Genomic DNA, 20659 nt, shown 5'->3' with positions numbered 1-20659 from the left:
GAGATCGGCTGCGACGCTCAAGAGGAGGAGGGCGTAGCAGGCTTGAACCATCGGGGCGCCGCCCCGCTAAAGGAGGAGACGAAGCATGAATAAGACCCGCACTTTGCTGGCCGCGCTATCGGTCAGCCTGCTCGCATCGACCAGCGCGTTTGCCGGCGACGTGCGCATCATGTGGTATTCGGACGGTGTCGAGGGCGATGTCATCCAGGACATTCTGAACCGCTTCATGAAGGACAATCCCGACATCCACGTCACGCTCGACAACGTCGCCTACAAGGTGATCCAGGAGCAGTTGCCCATCCAGCTCGAAGCCGGCCAGGGTCCGGACATCGCCCGCGTCACCAACATCAAGGAGCTTGCCCAGCACTGGCTCGATCTCAGGCCACTGGTGGCCGATCCGAAATATTGGGAGGACAATTTCGCTGACACGCTGGACTGGATGCGCCCCGACGGCTCCAACGCCATCCCGGGTTTCATGACCCAGCTCACGCTCACCGGCGGCTTCGCCAACAAGACGCTGTTCGAACAGGCCGGCGTGCCGCTGCCCGGTGACAAGGCGACCTGGGACGACTGGATCAACGCCGCCGCCGAGGTGGCGAAGAGCCAGCAGCTTCCGGCTGCCTTCGCCATCGACCGTTCCGGTCACCGCATTTCGGGCCCGAATGTCTCCTTCGGAGCGAACTATATCGGCCCCGATGGCATGCCGGCGAAAGTGGACGACGGCACCAAGGCTTTCGTCGGCAGGCTCGTCGACTGGACCGCCAAGGGCCTGATGCTGAAGGATACCTGGGTTTCGGCGGCAGGCTCGACCTATCGCGCGGCCGCCGACGACTTCATCAACGCCCAGATCCCGTTTTATTATTCGGGCAGCTGGCAGGTCGCCAATCTATCGACCAAGATCGGCGACAGTTTCGACTGGGTGGCGACCGGCTCGCCTTGCGGTACCGCAGGCTGTTCGGGCGTGAAGGGCGGCGCGGCGCTGGTCGCCATCAAATACACGAAGAATCCCAAGGACGTCGCCAAGGTCATGGATTATCTAGCCCGTGAAGACGTGGTAAAAGAGTTCAGCGAGCGCACGCTGTTTCTGCCCGCGCACAAGGGCGTCGTAGACAAGGGCGGGCTGAAATGGGTCTCGGCCGACAAGAACGTCGGTCCGGCGCTCGACAAGTTCGTCAAGGCGGCGGGTGAAACCCTGCCGGCGGCCGATGCGCTGCCGCCGTGGAAGTGGGCCAACGCTTACTTCGCCGCGCTGGTGACGCGCGTCAGCCAGGTGATGGCCGGCGAGCTCAGCCTCGACGATGCCTGGGGCAGGATCGACCAGGATATCGCCGACAAGGTTGCCGAGGCGAAGTGATCGCCGCCGCGACACTGAAGGCATGGATTGGCGCCGCCCTCGCGGCGCCGGTCGTGTGGCTGGCGTCGATCGTCAACGTGCCGCTGAAGTTCTGGCAGCGAGCGACGGGCACCGGCGGCATGGCCGCGTTCTTCCTCGCCCCAAACATGGCGATCTTCGGCATTTTCGTCCTGGTGCCGATGATCATCAACTTTTTCTATTCGGCCACGTCGGGAACGGCCTACTTCCTGCAGGACCGAACCTATGTGGGGCTCGAGCAATATCAGCGCCTGCTCGATTGCGGCAACTACCTGGACACTGCCACTTGCCACGAGGATCTCTTCTGGAAGGCCGTGCACAATACCGGCCTGTTCGTCGTCGTGCAGGTGGCGCTGATGACGGTCGTGTCGATGGCGACAGCGTTGATCCTCAACCGCGAGATCGTCGGGCGCAGCTTCTGGCGCGCGGTGTTCTTCTTTCCGGTGCTGCTGTCGCCCGTCGTCACCGGCCTGATCTGGCGTTGGATCCTGCAGCGCCAGGGCCTGCTCAACCTGATCGTCCATGATCTGGGCGGCGAGCCGCACAACTGGCTGACAGACCGTTTCTGGGCTTTCACCGCCGCGGTCAGCGTTTCGGTTTGGGCACATATGGGCTTCTATACGCTGATCTTGCTTGCCGGATTGCAGGCGATCCCGCGCGACCTTTACGAAGCGGCCGAGATGGACGGCACGAAGCCGGCGCGGGTGTTCTGGCGCATCACGCTGCCGCTGCTGATGCCGAATCTGCTTGTCGTCATCGTACTGGCGCTGATCCGCGCTGTGCAGATCTTCGACGAAGTCTATGTGCTGACGGGTGGAGGGCCGGGAACCTCGACCCTCTATATCACGCAGTACATCTATGAGATCGGCTTCGCCTCCCTGCTGCGCAATCCGGGGCTGGCTTCGGCGGCTTCGATCCTGATGGGGTTGGTGCTGGTCGTGCTCACCTTGGTTCAGCTGCAGGTCGGACGCCGGGGTGAGCGGAAAGGAGCCCGCGAATGAGCGGCGTGATGACATTCCTGACCCGCCGGCGCGGCGGTCGCGGCTGGCACTGGACGGATATCGTGAGCTGGCTGTGGCTGCTCGGTGGCGTTGTCATCATGTTCGGCCCGGCCGTCTGGCTGGTGGGTTCGTCATTCAAGACGCCGGCACAGCTTGCCGAGTTCCCGCCGACCATAATGCCTTATGTCAGCCAACACGCGAGGGTCGAAGGCTACGACAAGCCGCTGACCCTCTACAGGGTGAAGTTGCCGGATGGTTCGACCAAGGTGCTGGCCGAGGTGCGGCGCATCGGCATCGTGGCGCAAATGGTGGATCCGCAGGCGCCGAACGATATCGTGAAGGTCAACATCGCCGACCGGCAGCCGGTGCGCGAAATCGGCTTCGCGACGGAGAATTACACCGAGCCCTTCGTCCATTTCGACTTCCTGCGCTATCTGCGCAATTCGGTTTTTGTGACGGCAATGGCAACGCTGATCACGCTGCTCACCAATTCAATGGCCGCCTTCGCCTTGTCGAAATACAAGTTCCGCGGTCGCGATCTGACGATGCTTGTGATCGTCGGTACGCTGATGGTGCCGCTGTCGGTCATCCTGGTGCCGCTCTATTCGGTGGTGGGCGCCGTCGGACTGCTCGATTCGCTGTGGGGCGTGATCTTGCCGACCGTGGCGACGCCAACCGGCGTCTTCCTGCTGCGCCAATATATGCTGACCATCCCCGACGAGCTGCTCGATGCGGCGCGCATGGACAACGCTTCCGAATGGCAGATCTACTGGCGCATCGTATTGCCGCTTGCAGCACCGGCGCTCGCCGTGCTGGCGATCTTCTCGGTCGTCTGGCGCTGGAACGACTTTCTGTGGCCGCTGGTGGTGCTGTCGCGCAAGGAACTCTACACACTCCAGGTCGGCCTCAACACCTATGCCGGCCAGCTAAACGTGCAGTGGCACTACATCCTGGCGATGACCGTGGTGACGATGATCCCCGTCGTCCTCGTCTTCGTCTTCCTGCAGCGTTACATCACTTCCGGCATTGCCGGCACCGGGCTGAAGTGAGGATGTCATGGGACGGATAACGCTGACCAACATCGATCGCGCTTACGGCAAGATGAAGATCTTGCACGGCATCAACCTCGACGTCGGTGACGGCGAGATGCTGGTCCTCGTCGGCCCGTCGGGTTGCGGCAAGTCCACGCTGCTGCGGTTGATTGCCGGGCTCGATCGGCCGACCGACGGCAAGGTCGAGATCGACGGGGTCGACGTCACCAACGTTTCGGCCGCGCAACGCGGTCTGGCGATGGTGTTCCAGTCTTACGCGCTCTACCCGCACATGAGCGTGCGCCAGAACCTCGCCTTCGGGCTTGAAAACATTCGTATGCCGAAGGCCGAGATCGACGCGCGGATCACGGAAGCGACGCGCATGCTGGAAATTGCTCCCTATCTAGACCGCCGGCCCGGTCAATTGTCGGGCGGCCAGAAGCAGCGCGTGGCGATCGGCCGTGCGGTGGTGCGCAATCCGACCGCCTTTCTGCTCGATGAACCGCTGTCCAACCTCGATGCCGAACTGCGCATCACCATGCGCGCTGAACTGGCGGGCCTGCACCGGCGGCTGGCAACCACGATGGTCTACGTCACCCATGACCAGATCGAGGCGATGACGCTGGCGGACCGCATCGTGGTCATGCGCTCGGGGCGGATCGAACAGGTCGGCCGGCCGCTCGATCTCTACAACGCGCCGGCCAACCTGTTCGTCGCCGGCTTCATCGGCGCGCCGCGGATGAACCTGCTGCCGGTGAAGGTGCGTTCGGCAAGCGGCGCCGAGGTGCGTGTCGAAGGTCCAGGCGGGCTGTCGGCCTCGATCGCCGTCGACGGGGTCGCGCTGAAACCGGGAGACGACGCGACGCTTGGCATCCGGCCACACGACATCCAACTTTCGAATGGCGGCAAGGGATCGGTGGAAGCGCGGGTAACGCTGGCCGAGGCGTTGGGACCGGAAACAGTTGTCCACGCCACCATTGCCGGCGACAGCAAACTTATCGCCGTTCTCAAGCAGCAGGGCGTTGAAACGCAAGGGCCGCCGATCAACCTCGCTCTGCCGCCGGAGCGCATGCATCTCTTCGATGCCGCCGGGCTGCGTGTCGCACCGCGTTAGCCGGCGGCAAGATAGCGGGTTGTTTTCATGAACCGTCGCAACTGCCGCACAGCGAACGCGTGTTGCGCGCGCTTTTCAAAATAGGTGAACGTTAAGACAACCGAACTCTTCAAGAGGGCGCTCTCTGCGATCATTGCTGCCACGGGATGATCCGGAATTACTTCAAAGTGGATTTCTCGTAGGCGGTCTTCGGCAATACGGAGGTCCGCGCCGGCACGTTCGCGCGCCTGAGGAATCCGGCTGACTGATAATACGACCTGTGCTGAGGTTCAGTACGAACTACCGATCAGGTTCTGTTGTCCGGCTTCGTCATCCAAAGGACCGGGATGCGCCCGATCACGCTTGCGCCATTTGGCATTCTGCTCTTCGCAGGCGCCATGTGGCTGCTGTCCGCTTCGACGAGCGGTAGCGGATCACCGGACCTGACCCTTGCTGCTGCGAGGATTCGGCCTCGGCCTTCTGTTCGTGGCACTGGCGCTGGTTACGCTGCAGGGCCTTGCCGCCAATGCGCTGCCGTTTGGCATCGGGCTATTCAACTTCGGCAAGCAGGTGGGCGGTCTGACCGGCACAGCCCTCTTGCAAACGTATATTGATCACCAGAATGTCCACAACCGGACGATACTGGCGTCCCACCTCGTCAATGGCGATCCAGCCGTAGACCAGCGCTTGAGAGCAACTGCGAATGCTCTGGCGAACAGTGTCGACAGCACTGCGGCGACAAAGGCCGCCCTGCCGCTGCTGCAGCGCGCGCTTGAGAAGCAGGTCGCCACGATCTCGTTCGACGAAGCTTTCTTCGCGCTCGTCCTGCTGTTCGCGGTCGCTGCGCCCTGTCTCATTGTCGCCAAACAATTGCTCGGCCGCCAAGCCGCTCCGCAGAACTAAAACCGCGTCCACGCCCTATACTTTGGAACAGATCTATTGGTCGGGAGAGGCTTCCAGATTATCTCATGAGCCGTCTTAACCGGACGAGACAGGGATGACGAATGCAGAGGTTTTTCCGGTTTCACTCTGCAGCCGACGAAGAGGCAGCCGAGCGTCTTACCTGTCCGGCTCGTATTCCCAGTGGTAGGTGTTGATGCATCGATCCGCGTCGCTCCTCGCGCGAGGCCATCGTTAGGGTCCCCGTAGCGGCGATATCTCCGCGCAATGCATGGATTTCCATGAGATGCAGCCGAGGCATGGCGGAACTAGATTTAGGCGGTGAGTTCGCCTGTCCAGATATTGAAAACAAGTGCTATATCAAGCGCTGACCGTCCCCAGGCTTTTTTGTCCGACAGGAGAAGCCAATGACATCAGCGTCCAACTCACTTGGCGAAATCGACCCCGAAGCAACGCTTGCGCTGCAAATCATCGAGAGCATGCCCGGCCACGCGTGGGCAGCCGATGCCGCCGGAAGATTCACCTATGTCAGCCCAAACACGCTGGCGTTCCTCGGCAACATGCATGAGGATCTCAACACTTCCGAAGACGACGATGATTTCGGCTGGCGTCGAGCCGTCCATCCCGACGATTATGATCCTGTAGCCGCCAGATGGCGGCATTGCCTCGAAACCGGCGATCCCTATGATACCGAGCATCGCCTGCGGCGCGCCGATGGCGTCTATCGCTGGTTTCGAAGCTCAGTACGACCATTTCGCGATAGCCAGGGGCGCATCGTTCAATGGTACGGCACGACAATAGACATTGAGGACCAGAAGCGGGCCGAGTCAGCATTGCGTGACCGGGAGCGGGAACTCTCGCAGCTCGTGGATATGGTCCCGAGTCACATCTGGCGGCTCGATCCCGACGGCGAGCCGATCTTCTTCAATGGGCGCATGGTCGACTTTCTCGGCCTCGATGTAGCGGATCTGGACCGACCGGGCATGAGCCGGCTGGCGGTGATGATACAGGCCGCCGTTCATCCGGACGACGCGGCAGCATTCGGCGATGCACTCCGTGGTTGCTTCGCTACCGGTGCGAGCTTCGCGATGCGCTATCGCCTGCGCCGTGCCGATGGCGGCTATCGCTGGATGTCGAGCCGGGCGGAGCCGATGCGCGATGACGCTGGCCGCATCGTCCAGTGGTACGGCCTCTGTCACGACATAGACGATCAGATGCACGCCGAAGCGGCGTTGCGGCAGAGCGAGCAGCAACTTCAGCACATGAGCGACGCGGTGCCGGTCCGCATCTGGAGTGTGATGCCGACCGGCGGGCCGGTCTACTTCAACAAGCGATACCAGGACCATTTCCGCTCCGTTATCGCGAACTTTGATGTGCTCGGCGAGCCGGGCATCGAAACGTTGCTGCACGAGGTGATTCATCCCGAAGATGCGCCCGAGGTGCAGCGCACGTTGTTGACCTGTTTCGAAACTGGCGGCGGCTCCGCGATGCGGTTTCGCTGGCGCGAAAAGGACGGCACCTATCGCTGGGCTGAGTGCAGGGTCGAGCCGCGGCGCGATGACGACGGAACGGTCGTGCAGTGGTACGGGGTTTCTCTTGACATCGACGATGAGGTGCGCGCGCAGGCGGCGTTGCGCAAAAGTGAGCGGCGCCTCCAGCAGCTGATCGACACCGTGCCCGCTTTGATCTGGAGTACGACACGGGAAGGGACGCCTTCCTACGTCAACAAACGGTTCACCGATGTAACCGGGGCCACGCTCCACGACATCACCGCCCCGGACGGCTCGCCGTCGCTGAGCGTGATCCATCCAGACGATATCGACACCGCACGGCAGGCGATCCGCCATTCATTCGCAACGGGCGTGCCTTACGTTCAGAGATATCGCCAGAGGCGGGCTGACGGCGGCTATCGCTGGACCGAGACTCGCGCCGAGCCGCTGCGCGACGAAGATGGCAGCATTCTCCAATGGTACGGCGTGAGCGTCGACATCCATGACCTGGTGACCACGCAAGCCGCGTTGCACGACCGGGAACGAGAGCTCTCGCAACTCGTCAACATGGTTCCGAGCTACCTCTGGCGGCTGTCTCCCAACGGTGAGCCGACCTTCTTCAACAAGCGCCTGATAGATTTTCTCGGCCTGGACATAGCGGACGCGGAAAAGCCGGACACGAGCCGGCTGGCGGCCTTCATTGCCACCGTCGTCCATCCCGACGATGCAGCCAGCCTGAGGGAAGCACTCGACAGCTGCTTTGCCACCGGCGAGCGATTCTTCATGAAGTATCGCCTGCGCCGTGCCGATGGCGTTTATCGTTGGATGGAGGGCCGCGCGGAGCCGCTGCGGGACCAGGGTGGACGCATCGTCCAATGGTACGGCCTTACGCACGACATCGACGATCAGCTGCGCGTCGAAGAGGCGCTGCGCGAGAGAGAACGGGCTCTCTGGCAGCTCGTTGAAACGCTGCCGGCAATGATCGATTGCGCCGCGCCGGATGGCGAACCGATATATCGCAGCCAGCAGCTCCGCGAATTCCTCGGATACAATCTTGAGGAATTGGACGAAGCGGGAAAGTCCCGGCTGGCTGGCACACTCGACGCCGGTGTTCATCCCGACGACCTGACAGGTGTCAAAGAGAGATATGCCGATTGTCTGTCCACAGGCGAGCCGTATGCGCGACGGCACCGTCTGCGGCGCTTCGATGGTGAATATCGCTGGGTCGAGACGCGCGCCGCGCCGATGCGCAACGCTGAAGGCGCCATCGTGCAGTGGAACGTTATCTGCCTCGACATCGAAAATGAGATGCGGACACAAGAGGAGCTTCGGCTGGCACAAGAGAGACTTGCGCGTGCGAGCCAGGCGGCGAGCCTTGCCGAACTCTCCGCATCCATCGCTCATGAGGTGAACCAGCCGCTGGCCGCCATCGTCGCCAACTCCAACGCATGCCACCGTTGGCTGTCCGCCGAGCCCCCGAACGTCGAGCGCGCGAAGATCACGGCCGAGCGTATCATCCGCGATGCCAACTCGGCGGCGGATGTCGTCAGCCGCATCCGTGCCTTGTTCAGACCTTCGCTTGAAATGAGAACCAGCACACCGATCCCCAGCGTCGTTGCCGAAGCACGTGATCTTATGGCCGAGGAAGCCATGCGGCGTCGCGTTCGCATGGACATCGACGTCGAAAGCAACCTTCCGCTGGTTGCGTTCGATCGCGTCCAGATTCAGCAGGTCCTGGTCAACCTCATTCGCAACGGCATGGAGGCGATGGACACCACGGCGGGCGACAAGGTTCTCGGAATGCGCGTGCGCCGGATAGAGGACACGATCCAGACCGAGGTCCGCGACCGAGGCCCGGGTATCGAACGTCCCAACAAGATATTCGAGCCGTTCTTTACAACGAAAGGGAACGGAATGGGCATGGGGCTCGCGATCTCCCGTTCGATCATCGAGTCTCACGGCGGACGCCTTTGGGCGGAGAATAGCGTGCCGCGTGGGGCGACATTCATCTTCACCCTCCCGGTTGAAGCGAAAGCTGCGCAATAACTGGCGGCGCTCAGTAAGCGCTTGGTTTTTTCGGCTCTCGGTGAAGGGGCGCCGCCGCCCCGTGCAATGCATGGATTTCCATGAGGTGCGGTTGGGGCGTGGCGGGATTAGGGTGGCGACGTGAGTCCGTCAGCCCAGTCCAGCTATCAAGAGCAAGTGCTACACGAAGCACCGACAATCTCCAGAGTTTGTTTGTCCGTCAGGGGCACCCGATGACGATAGCGCCCAACTCACTTGGCGAGACCGATTCCAGCGCAACGCACGCGTTAACGCATGACTTGGACCGATCCGGACCGGGAAGTGGCCGACCTTTCGCGACGAATGAACCGGGCCTGATTCGCAGCAACCTGATCAGCGATCTTGAAAGAGGCGGGTTGTCGCGCGCCTGGTCGCACCGTCCCCAATTCTTGCATCTGGGGCTTTTTATTACGGCCTATGTCCTGGGCTGCGGCTTCGCCCAGTCGCTCGCAATCATACCTGGAACAGGGATTTCCATTTGGCCTCCGAGCGGGCTTTTCATCGCTACGCTTGTCTTCGCCTCCAGGTATAGCTGGCCGTGGTGGGTGCTGGGGGCCTGTGTGGCAGAACTGTTCAGCAACTTCTTGTGGTTCCACACTCCGCTGCCCGCGGCCTTCCTGATCTTTGCCGGCAACGCTCTTGAAGCGGTGGCCGGCGCATGGCTTGTGAACCAGACCTGCAAGCGCGCAGTTCGGCTGGAAACGTTGCGGGACGTTCTCGCATTCGTCGCACTGGCCGCTGGAGTTGCGCCAGTTGCAAGCGCGACGGTGGGAAGTGCGGCGCTTGCGTGGTTTGGCATACAATCGCAAACCTTTGCGACGGCTTGGCCGCTGTGGTGGATCGGAGACGCGACGGGAGTCCTGATCGTAGCGCCACTGGCGCTGGTCGTGTTCCAGAACTGGCGCGGCAAGGCGCAGCTCTCGGCGGCGCGGTGGATGGAAGCTTGCGTCCTGGGGCTGATCTTTCTTGGTATCGCCGCCCTTTCCTTGAGCGGCTATCTGCCCTTCGCCTACATCATCATGCCGCCTCTTCTTTGGGCCGCGGTGCGCTTTGAGTTCCGAGGCGCCGCCGTAGCATTGACCGTTCTTGCTCTGATCACGGCGGTATTCACGATATCCGGCGCCAGCCAATTTGCCGGCGATCCCGAGTCCCAGAAGCACAACCAGATCATGCTGCAGCTTTTTCTGGCCATCTCTGCATTTTCGGCGCTCGTCGTGGCCGCCATTTCCAGGCAGCATCAGGCGGCGGTGCTCACTTTGCGCCAAAGTGTGGAGACCTTGCGGGAGCGGGAGCGAGAACTCTCGTTGCTGGTCGAAATGATCCCCGCTCACATCGCCCGTATGGCGCCCAACGGCGAACCAACCTTCTTCAGCAAGCGCACGACAGACTATATCGGCCTCAACGACATCGCGGGCTGGGACAAGCCGGGCACGAGCCGCCTGGCGACCGTAGTCGCGGCAGCCGTCCATCCCGACGATGGACCCAGGATGAGAGAATGGCTCAGCCGCTCGCTCGCCACCGGCGAACCCTATCCCATAAGGTATCGCCTGCGTCGCGCGGACGGCGTGTACCGCTGGAGGGAGGGCCGCGCCGAGCCGCTGCGGAACCAGAGTGGAGCGATCGTCCAATGGTACACGGCCAGCATCGACATCGACGATGAGGTGCGCGCGCAGGAGGCATTGCGCGACCGGGAGCGGGAGCTCTCGCAGCTTGTCGACATGGTTCCGAGCCACGTTTGGCGCCTGACGCCGGACGGCGAGCCGACCTTTTTCAACAAGCGAATGGTCGACTTTCTCGGCCTTGACGTAACGGATTTGGACAAACAGGGCATCGGCCGGCTGGCGGCGATGATAGCGGCCACCGTCCATCCGGACGACGCAGCAGCATTCGGCGATACGCTCAGTCACTGCCTTGCTACCGGCGAGCGCTTCTCCATGAGGTATCGCCTGCGCCGCGCCGATGGCGTCTATCACTGGATGTCGAGCCGGGCAGAGCCGATGCGCGATCACGCTGGCCTGATCGTGCAGTGGTACGGCCTCTGTCACGACATAGACGATCAGATGCAAGCCGAAGAGGCGCTGCGGCGGAGCGAATTGCAGCTTCAGCAGATGATCGACGCTGTGCCGGTCCGCATTTGGAGCGCGGTGCCGACCGGCGGGCCGGTCTACTTCAACAAGCGGTACCAGGACCATTTCCGCGCCGTCATCGCCAATTTCGAAACACTCGGAGAGCCGCGCATCGAGGAATTGCTGCAAGAACTGGTTCATCCCGAAGATGCTCCCGAGGTGCTGCGCACGTTGCTGAGCTGTTTCGAAACAGGCGGCGGTTCCGCGATGCGGTTTCGCTGGCGCGAAACAGATGGCTATCGCTGGGCGGAGTGCAGGGTCGAGCCGCGGCGTGATGAAGACGGGGCGGTTGTGCAATGGTACGGAGTTTCCCTCGACATCGACGAAGAGGTGCGCGCGCGGGAAGCGCTGCGACAAGCCTCCGACAAACTCGCGCAAGCCACTCAGGCTGCAAGTCTCGCCGAGCTTTCCGCTTCGATCGCGCACGAGGTGAATCAGCCGCTGGCCGCGATCGTCGCCAATTCCCATGCATGCCACCGTTGGCTGGGCGCCGTCCCGCCGAACGTCGAACGCGCGAAGATTACGGCCGAGCGCATTATACGGGACGCCAATTCGGCGGCGGACGTCGTCGGCCGCATTCGCGCGCTGTTCAAGCAATCCACCGAGACGAGGACCAATGCGACGCTCAGCAGTGTCATCGCAGAGGCACGCGACCTCGTGACCGAGGAAGCGATGCGGCGGGGCGTTCGCATCAGCGTTGATGTCGGAAGCGACATTCCGCTAGTCGCGTTCGATCGCGTCCAAATCCAGCAGGTTCTGGTCAATCTCATCCGCAACGGCATGGAGGCGATGGACTCTGGTGCGGATGACGGAGTTATCAGCATCCGCGTGCGCCATATCGGGGATGTTGTCCAGACCGAAGTCAGAGATCGCGGCCGGGGCGTCGAGTTTCCCGACCGGATATTCGAACCGTTCTTTACCACGAAAGAGCAAGGGATGGGCATGGGACTGGCGATCTGCCGTTCGATCATCGAGTCGCACAGCGGGCGTTTATGGGTCGAGAAGAACGAACCACGTGGAGCGACGTTTATCTTCACGTTGCCGATTGAAGCGAAAGCGGCGTCATGACGACGGACGGCCAAATTGTCTTCATCGTAGATGACGATGAACGCATCCGGGAGGCGCTCAGTGAGCTGCTGGCCGCACATGGCATGCGTGCCGTAGCGTTCGGATCGGCGGGCGATTATATCCGCGCTGACAAGCCGGACGTCTCTGCCTGCCTCATCCTCGATATCGAGTTGCCGGATATTAACGGCCTCGATCTGCAGCGGCAGATTGCCGAGGGCGATCATCCGCCGATCGTTTTCCTGACGGGACATGGCGATATCCCGTCCTCGGTGCGTGCGATCAAGCACGGCGCCGTGGATTTCCTGACTAAGCCCTTCAGCGATGCAGACCTCATGGCCGCAATCCATGCGGCGATTGCCCAGGATCGGGTACAGCGATCGGAGCGCGCCGAGCTGGGCGTGTTGAAGCAACGTTATCTCGAGCTGACGCCGCGCGAACGTGAGGTGCTGCCGCTGGTGGTCAGCGGCTTGCTCAACAAGCAGGCCGCCGCTGAACTGGGGATCAGCGAAGTTACGCTGGAAATTCATAGAAGGAACGTCATGCAGAAGATGGTCGCGGCGTCGCTCGCCGACCTAGTGCGCATCGCCGAGCGATTGGGAATACCGATCACGCACTCGCGCAGGGCAGGGGGGAGCTGAGGGTGAGCAAGCGGAGGCCTGTCGTGGCGATTGTCGACGATGACCCAAGACTGCTCGAGTCGCTGGAGGACCTTCTGGAGTCCGCCGGCTATGTGGCCCGCAGCTTCTCGTCGGCGGGGGCGTTGCTGGTCAGCGGCCTGTCTGGATTGGACATGCTTATCACCGACATCGGGATGCCCGGCATGGACGGCTTTGAACTTCGCGACTTGGTCAAGAAGGCGCGTCCGGACCTGCCTGTGTTCCTGATCACCGGCCGCCACGAGATAGTGGATCAGCACCGCGCCAAGGGCATTGGCGGGCTTTTCCGCAAGCCGTTCGATGGCCAGGCACTGCTTGCGGCGATCGGCGACGCTTTACGCAACCCAGAAACGGAGGCTAAACATGAGAGTTGACCAATTGCCCTTACCGAGATCGGCGCCATCATCACAGCAGCGAAGGGCTGAAGCCGAGCAGCCGCTGGTCATTATTGTCGATGATGATGCCTCTGTTCGGGAGGCGCTGTCTGAATTGATCCTGTCGGCGGGTTTCCTGCCGGTGTGCTTTACCTCAACCCGTGAATTGCTTGACGCCGACGTGTTGGAGAGCCCCGGCTGCTTAATCCTCGACGTGCGCATGCCGGGGACGAGCGGTCTCGATCTGCAGCACCATCTTGCGAAAAACGGCAACCCCAAACCCATCATCTTCCTGACCGGGCATGGCGACATCCCGATGACTGTCCAGGCGATGAAGGCCGGCGCCGTGGACTTTCTCACCAAACCGGTGCGGGATCAGACGCTGCTTGACGCTGTGATCGCCGGCATTGCGGTGGATGCCAAGCGGCGGGCGGATGCCGTGATCGTCAAGCGCAATATCGAGCGCGTCGAGACGCTGACGCCGCGCGAGCGCGAGGTCCTGCGTGAAGTGGCGCGCGGACGCCTCAACAAGCAGATCGCCTTCGACCTCGGCATCAGTGAAGTGACGGTCAAGCTTCACCGCGGCAATGTCATGCGCAAGATGGAAGCCGCTTCCATCGGTGAGCTGATCCGGGCGTGGGAAACGCTGCCCGCGCCGATGCGCGAGGTCTAGAATTTGGCACAAGCCGATCCATGCCCCATCCAATAGGATCGCCCGGCGCGCCCGGCCATTTCAGGTGCTTTCTCAGCGCGCCCAGGCCTTCCTGCCTCTGGTACGCTCGTGCTGCTGCGGGTGATCCTGATGTACATCGGTGGTCCTGTTGGGTGTTTCGCGGCAAGGCCCGCGCCAAACATCGGTTACCACTTAGCGGCGCTCTTTGGCGGCGCCAGTCTGACCGACAAACTCGCAACATTTCATGCATCAGCAACTGACGCCGGCCATGCCGCGTCGGTCCCCGCGCCGCTACCCAAGCCTAAATTGACGTGTGTCTATAAGAGCTTGCCTTAGCCCGGCCCTATCTTCGGCGTGCCTGCCCTGCACTTTGGCATCGTATGACAGATGCTTCCGTAGAGTAGGTTCGCGGCCCGGATCGGTGCATCCTGTTCCTCGCAAGCCATCACGACCGTCGCGTTTCTACCGCTCCTCGCTCGCTCCTCCCCGAACGCGACCGCACATGCCGACTCGACGGTCGTGATGGTGAGCAGGATGTTCAAAGCACATGGATGGACATGATGAACAAAGACGGACTTTTCTCCGTCGGCGGATCTCGCCGCGATGTCTTGTTGGCAGGCCTGATCTCTACGGTTGCCGCCGGACTGCCCCGCGCTGCTTCGGCAACGAGCCGAAAACAAAACCTTCCCTCTTCCCCCTCAATCAAAGGAACCAAGACGATGAGCACCATCACGACCAAGGATGGCACCGAAATCTACTACAAGGATTGGGGCAAGGGTCCTGTCGTCACGTTCTCGCACGGCTGGCCGCTGAATTCCGACGCCTGGGACGGCCAGATGCTCTTTCTTGCCCATAACGGCTTTCGCGTCGTTGCGCATGACCGGCGCGGCCATGGCCGATCGAGCCAGGCCACGTCCGGCAACGACATGAACGGCTATGCGGACGATCTTGCAGCCGTGATCGAGGCGCTGGATCTCCGGGACGCCACGCTGGTCGGCCATTCCACCGGAGGAGGCGAGGTTGCTCGCTATATCGGACGGCACGGGACGAAGCGGGTGGCCAAGGCTGTTCTTATCGCCGCTGTTCCGCCGATCATGGTGAAAACGCCGGCCAATCCGGAAGGTCTGCCAATCGAGGTATTCGACGGCATAAGGGCTGGCCTCGTCAAGGATCGTTCGCAGTACTACCGGGACCTCGCACCGTTGTTTTATGGCGCGAACAGGCCGGGCGCCAAGGTTTCCCAGGGGACTCTGGATCAGTTCTGGCTCTGGAGCATGCAGGCGGGTCTCGTGAACGCGTACGAAAGCGTCAAGGCGTTCTCCGAGACCGATTTTACCGAGGACCTCAAGAAGTTCGACGTACCAACCCTCGTCCTGCATGGCGAAGACGATCAGATCGTCCCCGTCAAGGACTCGGCAGTCAAGTCGGCCCGATTGATCAAAGGCGCAAAGGATATCTATTACCCCGGCGCGCCCCACGGGATCACGGCCACGCACCAAGATCAGGTCAATGCTGATCTGCTCGCCTTCATCAAAGGATAGCACGCCCTCAGTCACGACCGCATGTTGTCCGCAATTCCTTGGAGCCGCCGATGACCACCTTTGGCAATATTTCGCGCGCCCTGAACCGCATTTCGGGTGGCGCGCCAGGTCAAACCTTGTGCGCTCGCATAGCCGAGCGGTGGCCTGAATGCTGGTTCTGTCGGCTCATGTCCCGGATTGTGGAACCGAACCACTGCGCCATCGAGCTGGAGCGCTGGCAGAGGCGCGAAACATATGCTGCGCCACGGCTGCCGCTCGGGCAACTGCGCCTGTGCAGCGCGGAGGCGATCGCCGGCGTTCGACACTACGTCGCGCTGTCGGGGGTCGCCGCCGCGCGCTTGTTCTGCCTTGAAGGCCAAAGCGCTCTGCAAGACGTCAAACTGGCTAAGCGCCCGGAGTTTATCAATCGGTAGCCGTTTGCGATTGCCGCTCATTTTGGCGGTCTCAATTCGGCGTGAAATTTTCTTGGCCAGCAGTTGCGACTATCGCAGCAGCACCGGCACTATTTTTCGAAGGCAGGAACGAAATGGGCGCACTCTCGGGCAAGATCGCGGTGGTCACCGGCGGAAACAGCGGGATCGGACTATCGGCTGCAAAAATCTTTGCGGCCGAGGGCGCGCAAGTCGTCATTACCGGCCGCCGGCGGCAGGCGGTCGAGGAAGCGGTCGCACAGATCGGGGCAGGCGCGCTGGGCATTCAGGGAAATGTGGCCGACGTGTCGCACCATGACGAGGTAGCGCAACAGATCCGCCAGAGGTTCGGGGCGCTCGACATCTATATGGCGAACGCCGGCATAAACACCATCACGCACTCGGCCGACGTCTCCGAGGCAGAATATGATGCGCAATTTGCCGTCAATACGCGAGGCGTCTTCTTCGGCGTCCAGAAGCTGACTCCGGTCATGCGGAATGGCGGCGCAATCATCCTCACAGGCTCGCTGGCCAGCGAGAAGGTTCTGGACGGTCATGCTGTTTACGCGGGCTCGAAGGCGGCCATAAATGCCTTTGCGCGCGGTTGGGCGATCGAACTGAAGTCTCGCGGCATCCGGGTCAACGTGCTCAGCCCAGGTCCGGTGGATACGGCTATTCTCGATAAGCTAGGCGTACCGTTTGAGCAGCGCGGGCTGTTTGAAAAGGCGATGGCGGAGGCAATACCCCTGGGCCGGATGGGGCAGCCGGAAGAGCTGGCAAAAGCCGCCCTGTTCCTTGCCTCGGACGCGAGCAGTTTCGTCACGGGCATCAATCTGCGGGTCGACGGCGGGATGGCAGTGCTCTGAGCCACGACTGCGATGTCGCGCCAATAGACTGGCGAATAACGCCGGTCCGGCTGTTTGACCCATACCAAGGCATTTGGCGATGCGGGCCGAAGGCCAGGAACTATGTCGTTGACGAGAGGAGGCTTTGCCGCCGTGTTCGATCCGGCCGGCTCACCAGCGCTCAACGGATCGACCGCGCCAGGCTCTCGCCACGGCGGCAGCGGCGTCTTGCAAACACAACTCTCTGGCCGCGCGCCCTCAGTGTCTGTTCCGGCGACCGCCGCCAATGCACACCCCGCATAGATACCTCAATCATGCTGCAGGGCACCTGATCTCCCTGGTGACCTACCCTGCACCTTGGCATTGTATGACAGACCCTTCCGCACAATAGGTTGGCGGGCCGCGTCGGCGCATTCTCCTGAGCATTGGTCACCACAGGCCACACGGGAGAAAGCAAATGCGAAACATAACTCGAGTCCTGGCCCTCACCGCAGCGCTTGCCGCGTCGGGCGGCGGGATGGCGCAGGCCGCGAATTCTCAGCCCAAGCCGACGATCGTACTGGTGCACGGCGCCTTCGCGGAATCGTCGAGCTGGGATGCAGTCATCACCAAGCTCAGCAAAGACGGTTATGTAGCGATAGCCGCAGCTAATCCGCTCCGCGGCGTTGCCAGCGATGCGAAAGCAGTCTCAGCCATCGTCCGGTCGGTTTCCGGGCCGGTCGTGCTGGTGGGGCATTCCTACGGCGGGCCTGTCATCACCGAGGCCGCCAATGGCAATCCCAATGTGAAGGCATTGGTCTACGTGGCAGGTTTCGCGCCGGATACCGGCGAATCGAGCCTTACGTTGTCCAGCATGTTTCCCGGCAGCACCTTGGGGAGCGCGCTTGCTCCAGTCGCGTTGCCGGACGGCGGACAAGACCTCTTCATCGAGCCGGCCAAGTTCCGCGCCCAGTTCGCCGCCGACGTTCCGCAAGAGCAGACTTTGCTGATGGCTGCCACTCAACGCCCTGTTGCGCAGGCGGCTCTGGCTGAAGCCTCGGGCGTCGCCTCATGGAAGACGCTGCCGTCCTACATGATCTACGGCTCGGATGACCGGAACATCCCGGCAGCCGTCATGAGCTTCATGGCCAAGCGTGCGCATGCGGTAAAGACCGTCGTCATCGAGGGTGCGTCCCATGCGCTCATGGTTTCGCATCCCGACGAGGTCACGTCACTCATCGAGGATGCTGCTGCATCGGTCAGTCAGTAGCAGGCCGGAAACGCCCAGCATCCGATCGAGCAACGAAAAATAGACACGCAACACCAGGAGACCAGACATGAAGATCGTCGTCATCGGCGGAACCGGGCTGATCGGTTCAAAGACCGTGGAGAGACTGCGAAACAAAGGACACGACGTGCTTGCGGCGTCGCCGAATTCGGGCGTCAATACCGTTACGGGAGAGGGTCTGGCGGCCGCGCTTGCCGGTGCGCAGGTCGTCGTCGACCTCGCGAACTCGCCGTCGTTCGAGGAAAAGGCTGCCCTGGAGTTCTTCGAGGCATCCGGGCGTAATCTTTTTGCCGCCGAAACGGCCGCCGGCGTCCGTCATCACGTGGCGCTGTCGGTCGTCGGTACCGACCGGCTGCAGGGCATGGGTTATTTCCGCGGCAAGTTGCTTCAGGAAAAGCTGATCAGGGAGTCCGGAATTCCCTACACCATCGTTCACGCCACTCAATTCTTCGAATTCACCGCCGCCATCGCAAACACGGGCGCCGTCGGGGATACCATTCATATGTCGCCGGCCTACTTCCAACCCATGGCGGCTGATAATGTTGCCGATGCGATGGCGGACGTCGCGCTTGCCGCGCCGTTGAACGGCATGATCGAAATTGCCGGCCCGGAGCGTGTTCGCATGAGCGAACTTGTCGAGCGCTTCCTGAAGGCCACCAACGACCCGCGCAAAGTCGTCCCGGACCCCGGCGCGCTCTACTACGGCCAAGTGGCAATCGACGATCGAACGCTGGTGCCCGGCGAGAACGCGCGCATCGGCGCCGTGCGTTTCGATGATTGGCTCAGCCGATACACACCACCGAAGTAAGTAATCATCGGATAGGCCCGCCATTCGCACCACAAGGAGACCAGACATGATCAAAACACTTCTCTGCGCCGCGCTCACCTCCGCTTCCGTCACCGCAGCAATGGCCAATGACGCCGCCAGCGTAAAGCTTGTCTACGACCAGGCTCTTCCAAACGTGCCCGGCAAGAGCATGAAAGCCGTGCTCGTCGAGTACGCGCCTGGGGGTACGTCGCCGGCCCATACCCATCCCAAATCCGCGTTCATCTATGCCACGGTCCTGGAGGGGGCGATCCGAAGCCAGGTCAACGACGGGCCGGTGAAGACTTATCGCGCCGGCGAGAGTTTCTCGGAATTCCCTGGCGACCGTCATGCCGTCAGCGAAAACGCCAGCAAGACGGAAGGCGCTCGTCTGCTTGCTATTTTCGTCGTCGACACCAGCGAGACGGAACTTACGACGAACGCGAAATGAAATCGTAGCCCCCGGGACCATCGGGGCGTACGCGAAGGGACGGTCAGTGACATGAATTCGATCGCCATCCGCACACTTGCGGGGATTTTGGTCCCCGATACTCCGCTTGTTGGCCGAGCGATCGAACATGCCCGCCAGCGATGTGAACCCTACCTGTTCAACCACGTGGTCCGATCCTGGCTTTTCGCGGCCCGGATCGGACAGATTCAGAATATCCAGCACGACGCGGAGGTTGTTGCCGTTGCAACCCTGTTGCATGACGTCACGCTCAATGAGGACTTCGCCGGGCCGCGCCGTTTCGAAGTGGAAGGCGCCGATCTTGCCCGCACCTTCGTTCGGGAGGGCGGCTTCGACGAGCGGCGCGCCCAATTGATCTGGGACAGCGTCGCCCTCAACTCGACGCCGTCAATCGGCCTCTACAAGGAGGCTGAGGTGGCGCTTTGCACAGCCGGCATCTGTCTCGATGTCGTCGGCTTGCAATACAGCCTCATTTCGTCAGCCGAGATTGCAAAGATCATCGGTGAGTTTCCACGCCTCCAAATGAAGCGACGGATGACGCGATGCTTTTGCCATATCGCCGAGGTCAGGCCGGAAACCACCTACGACAACTTTGCCCGGGACTTCGGCCAGCGCTTTGTTTCAGGCTACAAGGCGACTTCGGCAGTTGATCTTGTGATGAACGCTCCCTTCGAAGAGTGAACGCAGTTTCGATCCAGGTTCTATCGACACCGGTCGGTTCAGCCTCGCCCTTCAAGTGACCCAAACGCTGTGCGCCCGTCGCATGCCTGCGCCAAAGCGAATTGCCGAGGGCAGCGGTCAGGTGCCAATTTCCACCTCCTATACTTCGGTTTAGGCGCCCCAATCCAATCGAGTGGCAATACATATCATCGGAACGATAGCAACAGTTTGGCTCACCGGTCATCCTTACGCTGCAAATGGATTGCAAACACCTCAAGGAGACAAGTAATGAATATTGCAGCGTCACCGGTCGCTCCGAAAGGAAAAGCCGTCGCCCAACGCGCGAGTTATGCCGAGCAGTCGCCGGAACTTCTGAAGAAATTTATTGAATTTCTTGGTGCGACGCGAGAGGGGTCGATCGAAGAACCGATCCGCGACCTTGTTGCAGTCCGAGCCGCGCAGCTGAACGGGTGCACCTTCTGCCTCGATATGCACGTCAAACAGGCGAAGATCCATGGCGAGCGCGAACTGCGCCTTTACCACCTGGCAGCCTGGCGGGATTCGACCTTGTTCGTTCCTCGCGAGCGCGCAGCCTTGGCATGGACGGAAGTCTTGACCAAGCTGCCCGAGCAGGGTGTCCCGGACGAGATCTACGATCGGGTCAGGTCGCAGCTTTCCGAGAAGGAAATCTCCGATCTGACCTTCGTTGTCATGGCGGTCAACTCTTGGAACCGTCTGAACATCGGCTTCAAACCCGTCCCGGGCTCGGGCGATGCGAAGTTTGGCCTGAGCAAAGCAGCACTGAGCTAATCTT

General features: G+C 61.6%; 19 protein-coding genes. 18 read left to right on the top strand and 1 reads right to left on the bottom strand.

Annotated features, from left to right (window positions below):
* Positions 1-85 precede the first annotated feature (85 nt).
* From NKI16_RS10855 to NKI16_RS10840, 4 genes are read left to right on the top strand one after another with little or no spacing between them, the layout of a single operon-like run.
* Complete coding sequence (locus NKI16_RS10855; RefSeq protein WP_352592478.1) at positions 86-1354, top strand: ABC transporter substrate-binding protein; 1269 nt, start codon at positions 86-88, stop codon at positions 1352-1354.
* Complete coding sequence (locus tag NKI16_RS10850; RefSeq protein WP_502897578.1) at positions 1351-2373, top strand: carbohydrate ABC transporter permease; 1023 nt, start codon at positions 1351-1353, stop codon at positions 2371-2373. Before NKI16_RS10855 ends, NKI16_RS10850 begins: the two co-directional genes overlap by 4 nt.
* Positions 2370-3422, top strand: coding sequence for a carbohydrate ABC transporter permease (locus NKI16_RS10845; RefSeq protein WP_023674192.1), 1053 nt, complete (start codon positions 2370-2372; stop codon positions 3420-3422). Before NKI16_RS10850 ends, NKI16_RS10845 begins: the two co-directional genes overlap by 4 nt.
* Before the next feature lie 7 nt (positions 3423-3429).
* Positions 3430-4518: an ABC transporter ATP-binding protein gene (locus NKI16_RS10840; RefSeq protein ID WP_352692168.1), complete on the top strand. Its 1089-nt coding sequence runs from the start codon at positions 3430-3432 to the stop codon at positions 4516-4518.
* Here the strand turns inward: NKI16_RS10840 and NKI16_RS10835 are convergent.
* On the bottom strand, positions 4515-4661 hold the full coding sequence (locus NKI16_RS10835; RefSeq protein WP_352678236.1) for a hypothetical protein: 147 nt from the start codon (positions 4659-4661) through the stop codon (positions 4515-4517). The genes NKI16_RS10840 and NKI16_RS10835 overlap by 4 nt on opposite strands.
* 286 nt (positions 4662-4947) lie before the next feature.
* Here NKI16_RS10835 and NKI16_RS10830 point away from each other — a divergent pair, with 286 nt between their 5' ends.
* The 14 genes from NKI16_RS10830 to NKI16_RS10765 all read left to right on the top strand — a co-directional run bounded on the left by NKI16_RS10830 (position 4948) and on the right by NKI16_RS10765 (position 20655).
* Positions 4948-5400, top strand: a complete 453-nt coding sequence (locus NKI16_RS10830) for a hypothetical protein (protein WP_352756351.1) — start codon at positions 4948-4950, stop codon at positions 5398-5400.
* Positions 5401-5804: 404 nt separating this feature from the next.
* Positions 5805-8933 (top strand): PAS domain-containing protein, encoded by a 3129-nt coding sequence (locus NKI16_RS10825; RefSeq protein ID WP_352839468.1) that lies wholly within the window; start codon positions 5805-5807, stop codon positions 8931-8933.
* A gap of 374 nt (positions 8934-9307) precedes the next feature.
* Positions 9308-12145: a sensor histidine kinase gene (locus NKI16_RS10820; protein WP_352678709.1), complete on the top strand. Its 2838-nt coding sequence runs from the start codon at positions 9308-9310 to the stop codon at positions 12143-12145.
* The gene (locus tag NKI16_RS10815) at positions 12142-12783 is read left to right on the top strand and encodes a response regulator transcription factor (protein WP_352455787.1); all 642 of its coding nucleotides are present in this window, start codon (positions 12142-12144) and stop codon (positions 12781-12783) included. Before NKI16_RS10820 ends, NKI16_RS10815 begins: the two co-directional genes overlap by 4 nt.
* A gap of 2 nt (positions 12784-12785) precedes the next feature.
* Positions 12786-13175, top strand: coding sequence for a response regulator (locus NKI16_RS10810; RefSeq protein WP_023716983.1), 390 nt, complete (start codon positions 12786-12788; stop codon positions 13173-13175).
* Positions 13165-13848 (top strand): response regulator transcription factor, encoded by a 684-nt coding sequence (locus NKI16_RS10805; RefSeq protein WP_352678711.1) that lies wholly within the window; start codon positions 13165-13167, stop codon positions 13846-13848. Before NKI16_RS10810 ends, NKI16_RS10805 begins: the two co-directional genes overlap by 11 nt.
* A 560-nt stretch (positions 13849-14408) precedes the next feature.
* Positions 14409-15389: an alpha/beta fold hydrolase gene (locus tag NKI16_RS10800; RefSeq protein WP_502894826.1), complete on the top strand. Its 981-nt coding sequence runs from the start codon at positions 14409-14411 to the stop codon at positions 15387-15389.
* A gap of 50 nt (positions 15390-15439) precedes the next feature.
* A complete protein-coding gene (locus tag NKI16_RS10795; protein ID WP_352592493.1) occupies positions 15440-15802 on the top strand; it encodes a hypothetical protein in 363 nt (120 codons plus the stop codon).
* A gap of 113 nt (positions 15803-15915) precedes the next feature.
* The gene (locus tag NKI16_RS10790) at positions 15916-16665 is read left to right on the top strand and encodes a glucose 1-dehydrogenase (protein WP_352678246.1); all 750 of its coding nucleotides are present in this window, start codon (positions 15916-15918) and stop codon (positions 16663-16665) included.
* A gap of 436 nt (positions 16666-17101) precedes the next feature.
* Entirely contained in the window at positions 17102-17893 is a 792-nt protein-coding gene (locus NKI16_RS10785) for an alpha/beta fold hydrolase (RefSeq protein WP_352592496.1), read from the top strand.
* A 67-nt stretch (positions 17894-17960) separates the two neighbouring features.
* Positions 17961-18719 carry an SDR family oxidoreductase gene (locus tag NKI16_RS10780; RefSeq protein WP_023674205.1) on the top strand — a complete coding sequence of 253 codons (759 nt, stop codon included), beginning with the start codon at positions 17961-17963 and terminating at the stop codon, positions 18717-18719.
* 46 nt (positions 18720-18765) lie between these two features.
* Positions 18766-19167: a cupin domain-containing protein gene (locus tag NKI16_RS10775; RefSeq protein ID WP_352449836.1), complete on the top strand. Its 402-nt coding sequence runs from the start codon at positions 18766-18768 to the stop codon at positions 19165-19167.
* Positions 19168-19218: 51 nt separating this feature from the next.
* Positions 19219-19866 carry an HD domain-containing protein gene (locus NKI16_RS10770; RefSeq protein WP_352571134.1) on the top strand — a complete coding sequence of 216 codons (648 nt, stop codon included), beginning with the start codon at positions 19219-19221 and terminating at the stop codon, positions 19864-19866.
* Between the two features lie 267 nt (positions 19867-20133).
* Positions 20134-20655 (top strand): carboxymuconolactone decarboxylase family protein, encoded by a 522-nt coding sequence (locus NKI16_RS10765; protein WP_023674208.1) that lies wholly within the window; start codon positions 20134-20136, stop codon positions 20653-20655.
* The last annotated feature ends 4 nt before the right edge of the window (positions 20656-20659 follow it).

It is taken from the genome of Mesorhizobium sp. M0698 (genome assembly GCF_040320455.1).
In the GTDB taxonomy this organism is placed as follows: Bacteria; Pseudomonadota; Alphaproteobacteria; order Rhizobiales; family Rhizobiaceae; genus Mesorhizobium.
Note: the sequence above shows the minus strand (reverse complement) of the source record. Positions and strands in the feature narration are given on the sequence as shown.

What these genes read in the sequence shown, in the direction of transcription:
- NKI16_RS10800 (WP_502894826.1), top strand. Translation starts at nt 14,409, where the DNA reads ATGAACAAAGACGGACTTTTCTCCGTCGGCGGATCTCGCCGCGATGTC.
- NKI16_RS10805 (WP_352678711.1), top strand. Translation starts at nt 13,165, where the DNA reads ATGAGAGTTGACCAATTGCCCTTACCGAGATCGGCGCCATCATCACAG.
- NKI16_RS10815 (WP_352455787.1), top strand. Translation starts at nt 12,142, where the DNA reads ATGACGACGGACGGCCAAATTGTCTTCATCGTAGATGACGATGAACGC.
- NKI16_RS10775 (WP_352449836.1), top strand. Translation starts at nt 18,766, where the DNA reads ATGATCAAAACACTTCTCTGCGCCGCGCTCACCTCCGCTTCCGTCACC.
- NKI16_RS10765 (WP_023674208.1), top strand. Translation starts at nt 20,134, where the DNA reads ATGAATATTGCAGCGTCACCGGTCGCTCCGAAAGGAAAAGCCGTCGCC.
- NKI16_RS10790 (WP_352678246.1), top strand. Translation starts at nt 15,916, where the DNA reads ATGGGCGCACTCTCGGGCAAGATCGCGGTGGTCACCGGCGGAAACAGC.
- NKI16_RS10795 (WP_352592493.1), top strand. Translation starts at nt 15,440, where the DNA reads ATGACCACCTTTGGCAATATTTCGCGCGCCCTGAACCGCATTTCGGGT.
- NKI16_RS10770 (WP_352571134.1), top strand. Translation starts at nt 19,219, where the DNA reads ATGAATTCGATCGCCATCCGCACACTTGCGGGGATTTTGGTCCCCGAT.
- NKI16_RS10840 (WP_352692168.1), top strand. Translation starts at nt 3,430, where the DNA reads ATGGGACGGATAACGCTGACCAACATCGATCGCGCTTACGGCAAGATG.
- NKI16_RS10785 (WP_352592496.1), top strand. Translation starts at nt 17,102, where the DNA reads ATGCGAAACATAACTCGAGTCCTGGCCCTCACCGCAGCGCTTGCCGCG.
- NKI16_RS10825 (WP_352839468.1), top strand. Translation starts at nt 5,805, where the DNA reads ATGACATCAGCGTCCAACTCACTTGGCGAAATCGACCCCGAAGCAACG.
- NKI16_RS10855 (WP_352592478.1), top strand. Translation starts at nt 86, where the DNA reads ATGAATAAGACCCGCACTTTGCTGGCCGCGCTATCGGTCAGCCTGCTC.
- NKI16_RS10845 (WP_023674192.1), top strand. Translation starts at nt 2,370, where the DNA reads ATGAGCGGCGTGATGACATTCCTGACCCGCCGGCGCGGCGGTCGCGGC.
- NKI16_RS10780 (WP_023674205.1), top strand. Translation starts at nt 17,961, where the DNA reads ATGAAGATCGTCGTCATCGGCGGAACCGGGCTGATCGGTTCAAAGACC.